Genomic DNA, 15,639 nt, shown 5'->3' with positions numbered 1-15,639 from the left:
GTTAGAGGATTTTCACATGCAACTGATCCTTCTGGAAAAAATCGCCAACCTGGGCAACCTGGGCGATAAGGTAAATGTTAAGGCTGGTTACGGCCGTAACTACCTGCTGCCTTTCGGCAAAGCTACCGCTGCGACCGCTGCCAACCTGGCTGCGTTCGAAGAGCGTCGTGCTGAGCTGGAAAAACTGGCTGCAGACAAAAAAGCTTCTGCCGAAACTCGCGCTGCCCAACTGGCTGAGCTGGAAGTGACTATCACTGCCACCGCCGGTGACGAAGGCAAGCTGTTCGGTTCGATCGGCACCCACGACATCGCTGATGCACTGACCGCCTCTGGCGTTGAAGTTGCAAAAAGCGAAGTTCGTCTGCCGAACGGCACCATCCGCAACGTAGGCGAATTCGACGTAGCCGTGCACCTGCACGCTGAAGTTGAAGCAACCGTACGCGTTGTTGTGGTAGCAGCTTAAGCAGTACTTGTCGGCTGGCACCCTAGGGTGCTTGCCGGTAACATCGGGCACGATCCTGTTTACAGGTCGTGCCCTTTGTCTTTCTGTAGACCCCCGCTTTTCATAACCAGAACCCAAGTGGCCATGAACGATATCTCTGCTCCTGAGCAATACGATCTGCAAACCGCTGCCCTGAAGGTGCCGCCGCATTCCATCGAGGCCGAACAGGCTGTACTCGGTGGTCTGATGCTGGACAACAACGCCTGGGAACGCGTGCTCGATCAAGTCTCCGACGGCGATTTCTATCGACATGACCACCGCCTGATCTTCCGTGCGATCGCCAAACTGGCCGATCAGAACTCGCCGATCGACGTCGTGACCCTTGCCGAGCAATTGGACAAGGAAGGTCAGACTTCGCAAGTCGGCGGTCTTGGTTATCTGGGCGAACTGGCGAAAAACACGCCATCGGTCGCCAACATCAAGGCCTATGCGCAAATCGTTCGTGAGCGAGCGACCTTGCGTCAATTGATCGGCATCAGTACTGAAATCGCCGACAGCGCCTTCAACCCGGAAGGCCGCAGTGCCGCCGAGATTCTCGACGAAGCCGAACGGCAGATCTTCCAGATCGCCGAAGCGCGTCCGAAAACCGGCGGCCCGGTCAGCGTCAACGACCTGTTGACCAAGGCCATCGACCGTATCGATACGCTGTTCAACACCGACAACGCCATCACCGGCCTGTCCACCGGTTATACCGACCTCGACGGGATGACCAGCGGCCTGCAGCCGTCGGACTTGATCATCGTCGCTGGCCGTCCGTCCATGGGTAAGACCACCTTCGCCATGAACCTGGTGGAGAACGCCGTACTGCGCAGCGAGAAGGCTGTATTGGTTTACTCGCTGGAGATGCCAGGCGAATCGCTGATCATGCGTATGCTGTCGTCACTGGGCCGGATTGACCAGACCAAAGTCCGTGCCGGTCGCCTGGAAGACGATGACTGGCCGCGCCTGACCTCGGCGGTCAACCTGCTCAACGATCGCAAGCTGTTCATCGATGACACCGCGGGTATTAGCCCTTCGGAGATGCGTGCGCGTACTCGTCGACTGGTGCGTGAGCATGGCGAGGTTGGCCTGATCATGATCGACTACCTGCAATTGATGCAGATTCCAGGCTCTGGCGGCGATAACCGGACCAACGAGATCTCCGAGATTTCTCGCTCGTTGAAAGCCCTGGCCAAGGAGTTCAACTGCCCGGTGGTTGCACTGTCGCAGCTCAACCGTTCCCTGGAGCAACGTCCGAACAAACGCCCGATCAACTCCGACCTGCGGGAATCTGGAGCGATCGAGCAGGATGCTGACGTCATCATGTTTGTGTACCGGGACGAGGTGTATCACCCGGAAACCGAGCACAAAGGCATCGCCGAAATCATCATCGGTAAACAGCGTAACGGTCCGATCGGCACCACTCGCCTGGCGTTTATCGGTAAGTACACCCGTTTCGAAAACCTCGCGCCAGGCAGTTACAACTTCGAAGACGAATAACTTGTTGGTGCCACCAATTTCCGACCATGGTCGTCGGAATTGGTTAAATTTTGTGCTATATTCCGCGCCCGCGAAATTCTTTGGAAACAAAGAGTCCCATTGAAAGCCAACACCGGTCATCGACATGCAAGCAGCCAAGCCGTTATTTGACTATCCCAAGTACTGGGCCGAATGTTTCGGGCCAGCGCCATTCCTGCCGATGAGCAGGGAGGAGATGGATCAGCTTGGCTGGGATTCTTGTGACATCATCATCGTCACCGGTGATGCCTACGTCGATCACCCGTCGTTCGGCATGGCGATCATCGGTCGTTTGCTTGAGTCTCAGGGCTTTCGCGTCGGCATCATCGCGCAGCCTAACTGGCAGTCCAAAGACGATTTCATGAAGCTTGGCGAGCCGAATCTGTTCTTCGGCGTCGCGGCCGGCAACATGGACTCGATGATCAACCGCTACACCGCCGACAAGAAAATCCGTTCCGATGACGCCTACACCCCCGGTGGCATGGCTGGCAAACGTCCGGATCGCGCGAGCCTGGTCTATAGCCAGCGCTGTAAGGAAGCCTACAAGAATGTGCCGATCGTTCTGGGCGGCATCGAAGCTTCGCTGCGTCGCATCGCCCACTATGATTACTGGCAGGACCGGGTTCGCAACTCGATCCTGATCGACGCCTGCGCCGACATCCTGCTCTACGGCAACGCCGAGCGCGCGATCGTCGAAGTCGCCCAGCGTCTGTCCTACGGTCACAAGATCGAAGACATCACCGATGTTCGCGGCACAGCGTTCATTCGTCGCGACACGCCGCAAGGCTGGTACGAGGTCGATTCCACGCGTATCGACCGTCCGGGCAAGGTCGACAAGATCATCAACCCGTACGTGAACACCCAGGACACCCAGGCCTGCGCTATCGAGCAAGAGAAAGGTCCGGTCGAAGATCCAGAAGAAGCCAAGGTCGTACAGATCCTGGCGAGCCCGCGGATGACCCGCGACAAGACCGTGATTCGTCTGCCGTCGGTAGAGAAAGTCCGTGGCGATGCCGTTCTTTACGCCCACGCCAACCGCGTGCTGCACCTTGAAACCAACCCGGGCAACGCCCGCGCGCTGGTTCAGAAGCACGGTGAAGTGGACGTCTGGTTCAACCCGCCGCCCATCCCGATGACCACCGAAGAAATGGACTACGTGTTCGGCATGCCTTACGCACGGATTCCGCATCCGGCGTACGGCAAGGAAAAAATTCCGGCCTACGACATGATCCGCTTCTCGGTGAACATCATGCGCGGCTGCTTCGGCGGCTGCACCTTCTGCTCGATCACCGAGCACGAAGGCCGGATCATCCAGAACCGCTCCGAAGAGTCGATCATTCGCGAGATCGAAGAGATTCGCGACAAGGTCCCAGGCTTTACCGGTGTCATTTCCGACCTCGGCGGCCCGACCGCGAACATGTACCGCATTGCCTGCAAAACCCCGGAAATCGAATCCGCGTGCCGCAAGCCTTCGTGCGTGTTCCCCGGCATTTGCCCGAACCTGAACACCGACCACTCATCGCTGATTCAGCTGTATCGCAGCGCTCGCGCTTTGCCAGGTGTGAAGAAGATCCTGATTGCCTCCGGCCTGCGCTATGACCTCGCGGTCGAGTCGCCGGAGTACGTCAAGGAGCTGGTGACCCACCACGTTGGTGGTTACCTGAAGATCGCCCCGGAACACACCGAGGAAGGTCCGCTCAACCAGATGATGAAGCCGGGCATCGGCAGCTATGACAAGTTCAAGCGGATGTTTGAGAAGTATTCCAAGGAAGCCGGGAAAGAGCAGTACCTGATTCCGTATTTCATTGCCGCGCACCCGGGCACCACCGACGAAGACATGATGAACCTGGCCTTGTGGCTCAAGGGCAACGCCTTCCGTGCTGACCAGGTGCAGGCGTTCTACCCGTCGCCGATGGCTACTGCCACCGCCATGTACCACTCGGGCAAGAACCCGTTGCGCAAGGTCACCTACAAGAGCGACAGCGTGACCATCGTCAAGAGCGAAGAGCAGCGTCGTCTGCACAAGGCGTTCTTGCGTTACCACGACCCGAAAGGCTGGCCGATGCTGCGTGAAGCCTTGACCCGTATGGGTCGTGCCGACCTGATCGGGCCGGGCAAGAACCAGTTGATCCCGCTGCACCAGCCGGCGACCGACAGCTACCAGAGTGCCCGTCGCAAAAACTCGACGCCGGCCGGCAGTCATAAAGTGGCCCAGGAAAAGACCACCAAGATCCTGACCCAGCACACCGGCCTGCCTCCACGTGCCAGCGATGGCGGCAACCCGTGGGACAAGCGCGAACAGGCCAAAGCGGCGGCGTTCGCCCGCAACCAGCAAGCTGCCAAGGAGCGCAAGGATGCGGCCAAAGGCAAGGGGCCAAAGCCTGCGCGTAAGCCGGTCGTACCGCGTTAAGCGCAGTCAGCAGTAAAGACAACGCCAGCCTTCGGGCTGGCGTTTTGCGTTGTGGTGTCAGATAGATCGACCCCTCACCCTAGCCCTCTCCCCAGAGGGGCGAGGGCTGGGGTGAGGGGTGGGTCTTGAGTCAAACGAGCAACCTGCCCGCACGCCGCCTCATTTGCGTGCAACTCTCCCAAAGCAAAATCCCGCATCGCCCGATTTTAGTGCTGTACTGCCCTGGGTAACCGAAGAAAGCGCCAGACTTGTCTGTATGGCATAAGTCTTGCGCCGCTTTCGATAACGTCCAGGCTCGCAGGAGGCACGCCGTGTCGATCCATGTCGCATTACACCATGTCACACATTACCGCTACGACCGTGCGGTAGAACTCGGGCCGCAGATTGTTCGCCTGCGTCCGGCTGCTCACAGTCGCACGCGGATTCTCTCGTATGCGCTGAAGGTTTTGCCCGAACAGCATTTCATCAACTGGCAGCAAGACCCCCAGGGCAATTACCTGGCGCGACTGGTATTCCCGGAGAAAACCGACGAGCTGCGGATCGAGGTCGATCTGCTGGCCGAGATGGCGGTGTTCAATCCGTTCGATTTCTTCCTTGAGCCCTACGCGGAAAAGATCCCTTTCGCCTACGCTGCTGACGAACAGCGTGAGCTGGCGCCGTACCTGGAAACACTGCCGCTGACGCCGAAATTCGAGGCCTACCTGGAAGGCATCGACCGCACGCCGCTGCCCAGCGTCGACTTCCTGGTCGCGCTGAATCAGCGCCTGAGCGAAGACATCAGTTACCTGATCCGTATGGAGCCGGGTGTGCAGACGCCTGAGCACACGCTGGAAAACGCCTCGGGCTCCTGCCGCGACTCGGCCTGGCTACTGGTGCAATTGCTGCGCAACCTTGGCCTTGCGGCGCGGTTTGTCTCCGGCTATCTGATTCAACTGACCGCCGATGTCAAAGCCCTCGACGGCCCGTCCGGCACCGAGGTGGATTTCACCGATCTGCATGCCTGGTGCGAGGTGTACTTGCCGGGTGCTGGCTGGATAGGCCTGGACGCAACCTCTGGGCTGTTTGCCGGTGAAGGGCATATTCCGTTGGCCTGTAGCCCTGATCCTTCCTCTGCCGCGCCGATCAGTGGCTTGGTCGAACCGTGCGAGTGTGAATTCACCCACGAAATGTCAGTGGAAAGGATCTGGGAGGCCCCTCGGGTTACCAAGCCCTACACCGAAGACCAGTGGCTGGCGATTCAGGCGTTGGGCCGACAGATCGATGCTGATCTACTCGAGGGCGACGTACGCCTGACCATGGGCGGTGAGCCGACCTTCGTCTCTATCGACGATCCGGATGGCGCTGAATGGAACACCGCCGCGCTGGGGCCGGACAAGCGCAAGCTGTCCGCCGAACTGTTCCAGCGCATGCGCAAACACTACGCGCCCAAGGGCTTGGTGCATTTCGGCCAGGGCAAGTGGTACCCCGGCGAGCAGCTGCCGCGCTGGTCGCTCAATCTGTATTGGCGGCGCGACGGCGTGCCGATCTGGCACAACAGCGCACTGATTGCCGATGAGCAGGAAGACTATGGCGCTGATGGTGAGCTGGCCGGGCGTTTTCTGGCGAGTGTCGCCGAGCGCTTGAAACTGCCGACACGCTTTGTGTTTCCGGCCTACGAAGACAATTTCTATTACCTCTGGCGTGAAGGCGCCTTGCCGCTGAACGTCAGCGCCAAAGACTCACGTCTGGGCGACGAGCTCGAGCGGGCCCGCCTGCATAAAGTCTTCAGCCAGGGCCTGGACAAGGTCATTGGTCAGGTCCTGCCGCTGGCGCGCACCGCCAAAGGTGATCAATGGCAGAGCGGTAGTTGGTACTTGCGTGACAGCCATTGTCGACTGGTGCCGGGCGATTCGCCGTTGGGCTATCGCTTGCCGCTGGCTTCGCAGCCTTGGGTGACGGCGGCGGAATATCCGTTTGTGCATCCGACCGATCCGAATCAGGACTTGCCTGAACTGCCCGCCACCGCGCAGTTGCAGGTTCATGGCAACCCGGCGACCGCCGTTGAACGCGCACCAAAACTGGACGAGTCCGCCGACTGGCTGACCCGTACCGCGTTCTGCGCTGAGGCGCGGGAAGGGCGGCTGTACTTGTTCATGCCGCCGTTGGAGCGGGTGGAAGACTATCTGGAACTGGTCAGCGCCATCGAAGCCACCGCCGAGGAGTTGCATTGCCCGGTGTTGCTGGAAGGCTATGAGCCGCCGAGCGATCCGCGTCTGAGCAATTTCCGGATCACCCCCGACCCGGGTGTGATCGAGGTCAACGTGCAGCCCTCCGCCAGTTGGGATGAACTGGTGGAGCGCACCGAGTTCCTCTACGAAGAGGCGCGGCAGACGCGACTGACCACCGAGAAATTCATGATTGATGGCCGCCACACAGGCACCGGCGGCGGTAACCATTTCGTACTGGGCGGCGCGACACCGGCCGACTCACCGTTTCTGCGTCGCCCGGATCTGCTGCGCAGCCTGATCAGTTACTGGCATAACCACCCGTCGCTGTCTTACCTGTTCTCCGGACTGTTCATCGGCCCGACGTCCCAGGCGCCGCGAGTAGACGAAGCGCGTAACGACGCGTTGTATGAGCTGGAGATCGCCTTCGCGCAAATGCCCAAGCCGGGTGAAGAGTGCCCGCCATGGTTGGTCGACCGCTTGCTGCGCAACCTGCTGATCGACGTGACTGGCAACACTCACCGGGCCGAGTTCTGCATCGACAAACTGTATTCGCCTGATGGCGCGACCGGTCGCCTCGGTCTGTTGGAGTTGCGAGCGTTCGAAATGCCGCCTCATGCGCGCATGAGCCTGGCCCAGCAGCTGCTACTGCGGGCGCTGGTGGCGCGGTTCTGGCGTGAGCCTTATGCGCCGGCCAAGCTGGCCCGTTGGGGCACCGAACTGCATGATCGTTTCCTGTTGCCACACTTTATCGAGCAGGACTTCGCCGACGTTATCGTCGACCTGAACGCCGCGGGCTATGCCGTGCGCGCGGAGTGGTTCGCCGCGCATCTGGAGTTCCGCTTTCCGAAGGTTGGTGATTACGCGGTCAGCGGCATTGAGCTGGAGTTGCGCCAGGCGCTTGAGCCTTGGCATGTCTTGGGTGAAGAGGGCGCAGTGGGAGGCACGGTGCGCTATGTCGACTCGTCGCTGGAGCGCTTGCAGGTCAAGCTCAAGGGGTTGGCGCCGCAGCGTTATTTACTGACCTGCAATGGCATTCCGGTGCCGCTGCAACCGACCGGGCGGGTCGGTGAATTTGTTGCTGGTGTGCGTTTTCGCGCCTGGCAGCCGGCCAATTGCCTGCAACCGACCATTCCTGTGCATGCGCCATTGGTGTTCGACCTGCTCGATACCTGGATGCAGCGCTCGCTGGGCGGCTGTCAGTATCACGTCGCCCATCCGGGCGGGCGCAACTACGACAGCTTGCCGGTGAACGCCAACGAAGCCGAGAGCCGGCGAATGGCGCGCTTCTTCCGCCTTGGCCACAGCCCTGGCACCTTGCTGGTGCCGACCCTGACGATCAACGACGAGCTGCCGATGACGCTCGATTTACGACGTTTCTAAAGCAGATACGACGCTCGGATTTTTCGGATATCCGGGCGTCATCTGTCTGCGCTAATCTGCCTTTTCCTTGGTATCTGCCGAGCTTTCCATGCCTGACCTGCTTGACCGCTACCCGCTGACGGCGGGCACTTATCACGAATTGCTCGACGACAGCGGCGCGGTGCGCCCGCACTGGCGTCGGCTGTTCGACCAATTGCAACGCAGCACCCCGGCGCAGCTGGTTCAGCGTCAGGCGCTGCTGGCCCGACAGATCCAGGAAAATGGCGTGACCTACAACGTCTACGCCGACCCCAAGGGCGCTGATCGCCCGTGGGAGCTGGATCTGCTGCCCCATGTGATTGCCGCCGATGAGTGGCAGCAACTCGCCGCCGGGATTGCCCAGCGTGCGCGCTTGCTCAATGCGGTGTTGGCGGATCTGTACGGCCCGCAACGTTTGATCGCCGAAGGGCTGCTACCGGCCGAACTGGTGTTTGGCCATAACAACTTCCTCTGGCCTTGTCAGGGCATTGCACCGCCTGACGGGGCCTTTCTGCATCTGTACGCCGTGGATCTGGCGCGCAGTCCCGATGGGCGTTGGTGGGTGACGGCTGACCGGACTCAAGCGCCATCCGGTGCCGGTTATGCGCTGGAAAATCGCACCATCGTCTCGCGAGCGTTTCCCGAGCTGTACCGTGATCTGAAAGTGCAGCATCTGGCCGGGTTCTTCCGCACCTTGCAGGAAACCCTGGCTCGCCAGGCACCGAGCGATGATGAAGCACCCTTGGTGGTGCTGCTGACACCGGGGCGTTTCAACGAGAGCTATTTTGAACATCTGTATCTGGCCCGCCAGCTTGGCTATCCACTGGTCGAGGGCGGTGATTTGACCGTACGCAACGCCACGGTCTATCTGAAGACCCTGAGCGGTCTGCGTCGCGTCCACGCCATCATGCGTCGGCTCGACGATGACTTCTGCGACCCGTTGGAACTGCGCACCGACTCGGCCCTGGGTGTGCCTGGCCTGCTTGAGGCGGTGCGCCAGGGTCGGGTATTGGTGGCCAATGCGTTGGGCAGCGGGGTGCTGGAGTCGCCGGCGTTGCTGGGGTTTTTACCGCGGATCAATCAATTCTTGTTCGGTGAAGAACTGATCCTGCCGTCCATCGCGACCTGGTGGTGCGGTGAAGCGCCCGTACTGGCTCAGGCGCTGGAAAAAATGCCGGAACTGCTGATCAAACCAGCCTTCCCCTCACAAAGTTTTGCGCCGGTGTTCGGTCGCGATCTGAATGACGAGCAGCGCCAGGCCTTGGCCGAGCGGATGCAGGCCCGTCCTTACGCCTATGTCGCGCAGGAGTTGGCGCAGTTATCGCAAGCGCCGATCTGGCAAACCGAAGACGGTCAGTTGCAGCCGCGCGCTATTGGCATGCGGGTCTACGCGGTGGCCAGTGCCGACGGTTATCGCGTGCTGCCCGGCGGCTTGACCCGGGTGGCGGCTGAGGCTGATGCCGAGGTGGTGTCGATGCAGCGCGGCGGTGCGAGCAAGGACACTTGGGTGCTGGGTGAGCGCGCGCAAAACGGCGAGCAATGGAAGACTCAACGGGCCATCGGCGTGCACGATCTGGTGCGCCGCGATCCGTATTTGCCCTCGCGAGTGGTGGAAAACCTGTTCTGGTTCGGCCGTTATTGCGAGCGTTGCGACGACAGTGCCCGACTGCTGCGGATCATGCTGGCGCGGTATATCGACGGTGATGACCCGCAGGCGTTGCAAGCGGCGGTCGATCTGGGTGAGAGCCTGATGCTGCTGCCGGAGGAGGGCGAATTGCCTGAGCGGCTGCTGGCCGCGTTGCTCGGTGATGACTGGGCGTTCAGTCTGCGCTCCAACTTACAGCGCTTGCAGTGGACGGCCTCCCAGGTGCGCGGCAAGCTTTCGCGGGAGAACTGGCAAGCGCTGGTGGAGCTGCAGCGCGAAGCTCAGGAGCTGGAAACCGAAGAACCGGATTTTGGCGAGTTGCTGGATTTCCTCAACCGTTTGGTGATGTCGTTGGCGGCATTGTCCGGGTTTGCCCTGGACGACATGACCCGCGACGAAGGCTGGCGCTTCTTGATGACCGGTCGGCGGCTTGAGCGGTTGCAGTTTCTCAGCAGCAGCCTGGCGGCATTCTTGCGCGGCGCCGCGGCGTTTGATCAGGCCGGGCTTGAGTGGCTGCTGGAGCTGGGCAACAGCAGCATCACCTACCGCTCGCGTTACCTGGCGGTGGCGCAGTTGATTCCCGTGCTCGACTTGCTATTGCTCGACGAGCAGAACCCCCACGCGGTGCTGTTCCAGTTGAAACTGGTGACGCGCACCCTCAAGCGTTTGAACGACGACTTCGGTGTACCGCGAGAAACCGGGCTCGCTCAACTGGTCGAGCGTTTGGCGCGCTTCGACCTTGGCTGTCTGGAAAATCCCCTGTTCGGCGAGGCCAGCGTGCGCGCCGCCCTTGATGGTTTGGCGGACCTGCTGCAAGAAGTCGCCGACGTTGGCGGACAAGTGTCTGACCGCCTGGCGCTGCGACATTTCGCCCATGTCGATGATGTTAGCCAGCAAACGGTGTCCGTCTGATGAGCGCCCATTACCAGATTCTCCACGACACTCACTATCACTACGACAGCCCGGTGTCGCTGGCCCAGCAGCTTGCTCACTTATGGCCGCGACCTTGTGCCTGGCAGCGCTGCACCGAACAGCAACTGCTAATCAGCCCGGAACCGACCACACGCTGCGATGAGCGGGATGTGTTCGGCAATCCGCTGACCCGCCTGGCCTTCGAACGACCCCACGACGAACTGCTGGTCAATGCCCGGCTGACGGTCGAGGTGTTGGCCAGGCCTGCGCTGGACTTCAGCCAGTCATTGGCCTGGGACGCGACCCGCAATGCGTTGACTTACAACAGTCAGCCGGTTTCCGCTGATTTGCTGGAAGCCTGCCGCTATCGTTTCGAATCGCCCTACGTGCATTTGAAGAGCAGCTTTGTCGAGTTTTCCGAGAGCTGTTTTCCCCTTGGTCGACCGTTGCTGCTGGGCGTTCAGGCGCTGATGGAGAAGATCTTCAGCGAATTCACCTTCGATGCCGAGGCGACCCAGGTCGCAACGCCGTTGGTTGAAGTGCTGGAGCGTCGGCGTGGGGTCTGTCAGGACTTTGCTCACCTGATGCTCGCATGCCTGCGTTCCCGTGGGCTGGCGGCGCGATATGTCAGCGGCTACCTGCTGACCCAGCCACCGCTCGGCCAACCACGGCTGATCGGGGCTGACGCGTCTCATGCCTGGGTCTCGGTGTTTTGTCCGGTGCTGGGCTGGGTCGACTTTGACCCGACCAACAACGTGCAGCCAGCGCTGGAACACATCACTTTGGCCTGGGGTCGGGATTTTTCCGATGTATCGCCGCTGCGCGGGGTGATTCTGGGGGGCGGCAGCCATGATCCGGAAGTGCAGGTGACGGTGATGCCGTTGGATGAGTGACGTTAGATCGTTATAGATCGTTCCCACGCTCTGCGTGGGAATGCCTCACTGGACGCTCCGCGTCCGCTTCGGCTGTGACGCAGAGCGTCACTGGCTGCGTTCCCACGCGGGAGCGTGGGAACGATCAAATTCGATTGTAAGAGCATTGGGACTGTGAGGGTCAGCAGCGTGACTGCTGACCCTGGACACAGATCCGGTGGGCCTGATCAGATCATCGGGCCCTGAGGGACTCAGGCGTCAGGCGCCTGATCTTTCGGTGCTTCAACATCATCAGCAACCACTTCACCCTCTGCATCCGGGTTCAGTGCGGCGGCTTCTTCTTCGGCGGTAGCTTTCTTGCGTTGAAGCTTTTCCTCTTTCTTCTGCTCTTTAGCCAAGTCTCTCTGACGTTTGGCGAACGAGTAATTAGGTTTAGCCATGGGCGATCCTCTGGGGTCGAAGGTGAGGTTGAGCGGCGCGTATTCTGCCTTTAAACAGGGCTTTAGGGTTAGCTGGGTTTTTGCCCGGCCCATTTTGGTGGCACCGAGGGTTGCCAGGCATCCAGCGCGTCCAGCAATTGGCGCGGCGATTCGCTCACTTGCAGCATGGCACGGTGATGGTCGCGAACGAAGCCTTCGCCGACGACATGATCAAGAAAACCGGTGAGTTTCTCGTAAAAACCGTTCACTTCCAGCAAACCCAGTGGCTTGCCGTGGTAGCCCAACTGGCCCCAGGTCCAGACTTCGAACAGCTCTTCCAGGGTGCCCAAGCCGCCGGGCAGGGCGATAAAGGCGTCGCTCAATTCAGCCATACGGGCCTTGCGCGCGTGCATGCCGTCGACCACTTCCAGGCGGGTCAGGCCTTGGTGGCCGATTTCCGAGTTCTTCAGGCTTTGGGGAATGATTCCGATCACTTCACCACCGGCCGCCAGCGCAGCATCGGCAACAATACCCATCAAGCCGACTGCGCCGCCGCCATAGACCAGGGTCAGCTTGCGCCTGGCCAATTCCTGCCCCAAGGCAATCGCTGCTTCACGGTAAGCCGGGTGGGTGCCAGTGCTGGCACCGCAAAATACACAAACAGACGCTAAAGACATGCCTTACTCCGTGGTCAGTAATGACCTCAGAGTAATGGCTGGTTGGCGGCTCTCCAAGGGTTAAACCTCGCGTTGCGGCTTTTCGTAGGTGCCACTGGCACCGCAGGCATAAGCGGCAAGCAAACTGCGAAACAGGCTACTAAGCTGCATGACAGACACTCCAGAGGGTGATGACGACCTGATCATAGGGCGCTGCCTGGCGTCTGGCTGGTTGATTGTTTCGATCAGCGTCATAGCCCGAAAGTTGTATACAATTTCTTGATTCAGGTCATAGGAGTTTGTGCCGATTTCAGGCAGTCTTCACTCCAAATGCCTTTTGTTAACCCTGTCATGGAGATTCACCATGTTTGCCAAACTCGTTGCGGTTTCCCTGCTGACACTGGCCAGCAGCCAATTGATGGCTGCAGAGTGCAAGGTCAATGTCGACGCCACCGATCAGATGTCCTTCAACACCAAGGAAATCACCATCGACAAGAGTTGCAAGACCTTCACGGTCAACCTGACGCATACCGGCAGCTTGCCGAAGAACGTCATGGGCCATAACTGGGTACTGAGCAAAACCGCAGACATGGCTGGCATCGCCACCGACGGCATGGCCGCCGGTATCGACAAAAACTACCTGAAAGACGGCGACGACCGCATCATCGCCCACACCAAGATCATTGGCACTGGCGAGAAAGACTCGGTGACCTTCGACGTCTCGAAACTGACCGCTGGCGAAAGCTACCAGTTCTTCTGCTCGTTCCCGGGCCACAACTCGATGATGAAAGGCGATGTTGTTCTGAAGTGATCGGCTGCTTCATTCAGACCGCGTTATCGTTCATCGCGAGCAGGCTCGCTCCCACAGGTTATGCGTCGATCACGGCGCAGAACCAATGTGGGAGCGAGCCTGCTCGCGATAGGGGCCTTAGCATCGACAAATGCTTTAGCCAACGAAAAGCCCACTGAGGTTCAACCTTCAGTGGGCTTTTTTCGTCCCAGCCGCCGCTTACGGCGCGAACGGCATCACACGCTTGTGATGGGTTTTCTTGTAGGTGTCGCAGATGATTTTGAACGCTTCCTCGCGCACCGGTTGGCCGTGCAGGAAGGCATCGATCTCGGCATAGGTCACGCCGTGAGAGGCTTCGTCCGGCTTGCCGGGGGATAGGTCTTCGAGGTCGGCAGTGGGGACTTTTTCCACCAGCGACTCTGGCGCGCCGAAGTGCCTGGCGATGGCGCGAACCTGATTTTTCACCAAACCGCTCAGTGGCGCGAGATCACAGGCGCCGTCGCCGAATTTGGTGAAAAAGCCCATCACCGCTTCCGCCGCGTGGTCAGTCCCGATCACCAGACCATGGGCGGCGCCAGCGATGGTGTACTGCGCGACCATGCGCATCCGCGCCTTGGTGTTGCCCAAGACGAAATCCACCCAGACCGCCTGCTTGCCTTCAAAGGCTGCGACTTCGTTGGCCAGTGACTTGACCGCTGGGCCAATGTTCACCGTGTGGCGCTCGTCCGGCGCAATGAAATCTACCGATGCCTGAGCATCGTGTTCATCGAACTGGGTCTCATAGGGCAGGCGCACCGCAATGAAGCGGTACTGCGGATCGGCAGTTTGCTCGCGCAGTTGCTCCATCGCCCGCTGGGCCAGCAGGCCGGCGGTCAGCGAGTCGACACCACCGCTGATGCCCAGTACCAGGGTCTTGAGCCCGGAATTGAGCAGGCAGTCCTGGATAAAGGTAATCCGCCGGGCGACTTCCGCCTCGAGGGCGACTTGGTCGGCAAACGGCGGTTGGACCTTGAGCTGTTCAGCAATCTCACGCTGTACGGCTTGCATGATTCACTCCTTGCTTGATGTGCCAAAAGGGGTGGCAGGGACTTTGAAAACGTGGCGCAAGTAAGCGACGAAGTTTGGATCCGTGCAATGGGTCTTGCCCGCTTCATCGGAAATTTTCGCGACGGGCTCGCCATTGCAGGCGTTCATTTTAAGCACGATGTTCATTGGCTCGACACCGGGAATATCGCACGTCAGGTTGGTACCGATCCCGAAGCTGACATTGATCCGACCGTGTAGCGCGCGAAATATCTCCAATGACTTGGGCAGTGTCAGGCTGTCGGAGAACACCAGGGTCTTGCTCATCGGCTCGATGCCCAGCTTGTGGTAGTGAGCGATGGCCTTTTCGGCCCAGAGGATCGGGTCACCGGAGTCGTGGCGCAAGCCGTCGAACAGCTTGGCGAAGTACAGATCAAAATCGCTCAGGAAGGCATCGGTGGTGATGCAATCGGTCAGGGCGATTCCCAGCAGGCCGCGGTACTCGCGAACCCAGCAATCGAGCGCGGCGATCTGGCTGTCGATCAACCGTGGGCCGAGTTGCTGGTGGGCCATGATCCATTCATGGGCCATGGTGCCCAGCGGCTTCATGTCCAGTTCGCGAGAGAGGTGCACGTTGCTGGTGCCGACGAATCTCCCGGGGAAGTCGTGCTTGAGGACGTTGACCACTTCTTCCTGGACCCGGTACGAGAACCGCCGACGGGTGCCGAAGTCGGCCACTTGCAGGTGCGCCAGTTCATCGGCGCTGGCGTTGGCCGTCAGCCAGTCAAACTTGCGGTACAGCTGCTCGCGGACTTGCTCCAGGACGATTTCGCGGTAGCGATAACGGTTGCGCACTTCGCTGACGATCGCCAGCAACGGTACTTCGAAGAGGATGACATGCAGCCACGGACCGCGCAGACGGATGAACAACTCGCCGTTTTCAATGCCGGTGTGAACGTAGCGCAGGTTGAAACGGAACAAGCCAAGAAAGCGCAGAAAGTCCGGCTTCAGGAAGCTGATATGTTCCAGAAAGCTCAATTGATCAGCGCTCAGACTCAATTCGGCCAGACGCTCGATCTGAAAACGAATCTCCGCCAGATACGGGCGCAGATCCTCGCTGTTACGGCAGCGGAACTCCCATTCGACGTCAACGTTAGGGTAGTTGTGCAGCACCGCCTGCATCATGGTCAGCTTGTAGAAGTCGGTGTCGAGCAGGTTCTGCACGATGCGATCGGCAAATACACTCTCGCTCATAACGGGAATCTCCATGCTGATCACCGCTTTGGCAGCGGCATCTCAGCTGTTTCA

General features: G+C 59.9%; 11 protein-coding genes. 7 read left to right on the top strand and 4 right to left on the bottom strand.

Going from position 1 to position 15,639, the window contains the following annotated elements; genetic code table 11:
• The first annotated feature begins 16 nt into the window (after window positions 1-16).
• The 6 genes from rplI (at window position 17) to ACN1C3_RS17480 (ending at window position 11,464) form a co-directional block, all read left to right on the top strand.
• Window positions 17-463, top strand: coding sequence for a 50S ribosomal protein L9 (rplI, locus tag ACN1C3_RS17505; protein WP_419117026.1), 447 nt, complete (start codon window positions 17-19; stop codon window positions 461-463).
• A gap of 123 nt (window positions 464-586) precedes the next feature.
• Entirely contained in the window at window positions 587-1,981 is a 1,395-nt protein-coding gene (dnaB, locus tag ACN1C3_RS17500; RefSeq protein WP_419117025.1) for a replicative DNA helicase, read from the top strand.
• A gap of 124 nt (window positions 1,982-2,105) precedes the next feature.
• Window positions 2,106-4,409, top strand: a complete 2,304-nt coding sequence (locus tag ACN1C3_RS17495) for a YgiQ family radical SAM protein (protein ID WP_419117024.1) — start codon at window positions 2,106-2,108, stop codon at window positions 4,407-4,409.
• Between the two features lie 311 nt (window positions 4,410-4,720).
• Window positions 4,721-7,996, top strand: coding sequence for a DUF2126 domain-containing protein (locus ACN1C3_RS17490; protein ID WP_419117023.1), 3,276 nt, complete (start codon window positions 4,721-4,723; stop codon window positions 7,994-7,996).
• An 88-nt stretch (window positions 7,997-8,084) separates the two neighbouring features.
• Window positions 8,085-10,571, top strand: coding sequence for a circularly permuted type 2 ATP-grasp protein (locus ACN1C3_RS17485; protein ID WP_419117022.1), 2,487 nt, complete (start codon window positions 8,085-8,087; stop codon window positions 10,569-10,571).
• A complete protein-coding gene (locus ACN1C3_RS17480) occupies window positions 10,571-11,464 on the top strand; it encodes a transglutaminase family protein (RefSeq protein ID WP_419117021.1) in 894 nt (297 codons plus the stop codon). Before ACN1C3_RS17485 ends, ACN1C3_RS17480 begins: the two co-directional genes overlap by 1 nt.
• 230 nt (window positions 11,465-11,694) lie before the next feature.
• Here ACN1C3_RS17480 and ACN1C3_RS17475 read toward each other — a convergent pair whose 3' ends face one another.
• Together ACN1C3_RS17475 and ACN1C3_RS17470 are read right to left on the bottom strand one after the other, a co-directional pair.
• Window positions 11,695-11,883, bottom strand: a complete 189-nt coding sequence (locus ACN1C3_RS17475; protein WP_150640425.1) for a hypothetical protein — start codon at window positions 11,881-11,883, stop codon at window positions 11,695-11,697.
• A 68-nt stretch (window positions 11,884-11,951) separates the two neighbouring features.
• Window positions 11,952-12,539 (bottom strand): TIGR00730 family Rossman fold protein, encoded by a 588-nt coding sequence (locus ACN1C3_RS17470; RefSeq protein ID WP_419117020.1) that lies wholly within the window; start codon window positions 12,537-12,539, stop codon window positions 11,952-11,954.
• 343 nt (window positions 12,540-12,882) lie between these two features.
• Here ACN1C3_RS17470 and azu point away from each other — a divergent pair, with 343 nt between their 5' ends.
• Complete coding sequence (azu, locus tag ACN1C3_RS17465) at window positions 12,883-13,329, top strand: azurin (RefSeq protein ID WP_419117019.1); 447 nt, start codon at window positions 12,883-12,885, stop codon at window positions 13,327-13,329.
• Window positions 13,330-13,527: 198 nt separating this feature from the next.
• Here the strand turns inward: azu and nadE are convergent, their stop codons facing one another.
• Together nadE and pncB are read right to left on the bottom strand one after the other, a co-directional pair.
• Window positions 13,528-14,355 (bottom strand): ammonia-dependent NAD(+) synthetase, encoded by an 828-nt coding sequence (gene nadE / locus ACN1C3_RS17460; protein WP_419117018.1) that lies wholly within the window; start codon window positions 14,353-14,355, stop codon window positions 13,528-13,530.
• A gap of 3 nt (window positions 14,356-14,358) precedes the next feature.
• On the bottom strand, window positions 14,359-15,585 hold the full coding sequence (gene pncB, locus ACN1C3_RS17455; RefSeq protein WP_419117017.1) for a nicotinate phosphoribosyltransferase: 1,227 nt from the start codon (window positions 15,583-15,585) through the stop codon (window positions 14,359-14,361).
• Between the last annotated feature and the right edge of the window lie 54 nt (window positions 15,586-15,639).

This window comes from Pseudomonas sp. H11T01 (genome assembly GCF_048515765.1).
Taxonomy (GTDB): Bacteria; Pseudomonadota; Gammaproteobacteria; order Pseudomonadales; family Pseudomonadaceae; genus Aquipseudomonas.
This window is presented reverse-complemented; position numbering and strand designations above follow the sequence as displayed.

Excerpts from the sequence above, each read along its gene's own strand:
- nadE (WP_419117018.1), bottom strand. The coding sequence starts at position 14,355 with ATGCAAGCCGTACAGCGTGAGATTGCTGAACAGCTCAAGGTCCAACCG.
- ACN1C3_RS17470 (WP_419117020.1), bottom strand. The coding sequence starts at position 12,539 with ATGTCTTTAGCGTCTGTTTGTGTATTTTGCGGTGCCAGCACTGGCACC.
- azu (WP_419117019.1), top strand. The coding sequence starts at position 12,883 with ATGTTTGCCAAACTCGTTGCGGTTTCCCTGCTGACACTGGCCAGCAGC.
- rplI (WP_419117026.1), top strand. The coding sequence starts at position 17 with ATGCAACTGATCCTTCTGGAAAAAATCGCCAACCTGGGCAACCTGGGC.
- pncB (WP_419117017.1), bottom strand. The coding sequence starts at position 15,585 with ATGAGCGAGAGTGTATTTGCCGATCGCATCGTGCAGAACCTGCTCGAC.
- dnaB (WP_419117025.1), top strand. The coding sequence starts at position 587 with ATGAACGATATCTCTGCTCCTGAGCAATACGATCTGCAAACCGCTGCC.
- ACN1C3_RS17485 (WP_419117022.1), top strand. The coding sequence starts at position 8,085 with ATGCCTGACCTGCTTGACCGCTACCCGCTGACGGCGGGCACTTATCAC.
- ACN1C3_RS17480 (WP_419117021.1), top strand. The coding sequence starts at position 10,571 with ATGAGCGCCCATTACCAGATTCTCCACGACACTCACTATCACTACGAC.
- ACN1C3_RS17495 (WP_419117024.1), top strand. The coding sequence starts at position 2,106 with ATGCAAGCAGCCAAGCCGTTATTTGACTATCCCAAGTACTGGGCCGAA.
- ACN1C3_RS17475 (WP_150640425.1), bottom strand. The coding sequence starts at position 11,883 with ATGGCTAAACCTAATTACTCGTTCGCCAAACGTCAGAGAGACTTGGCT.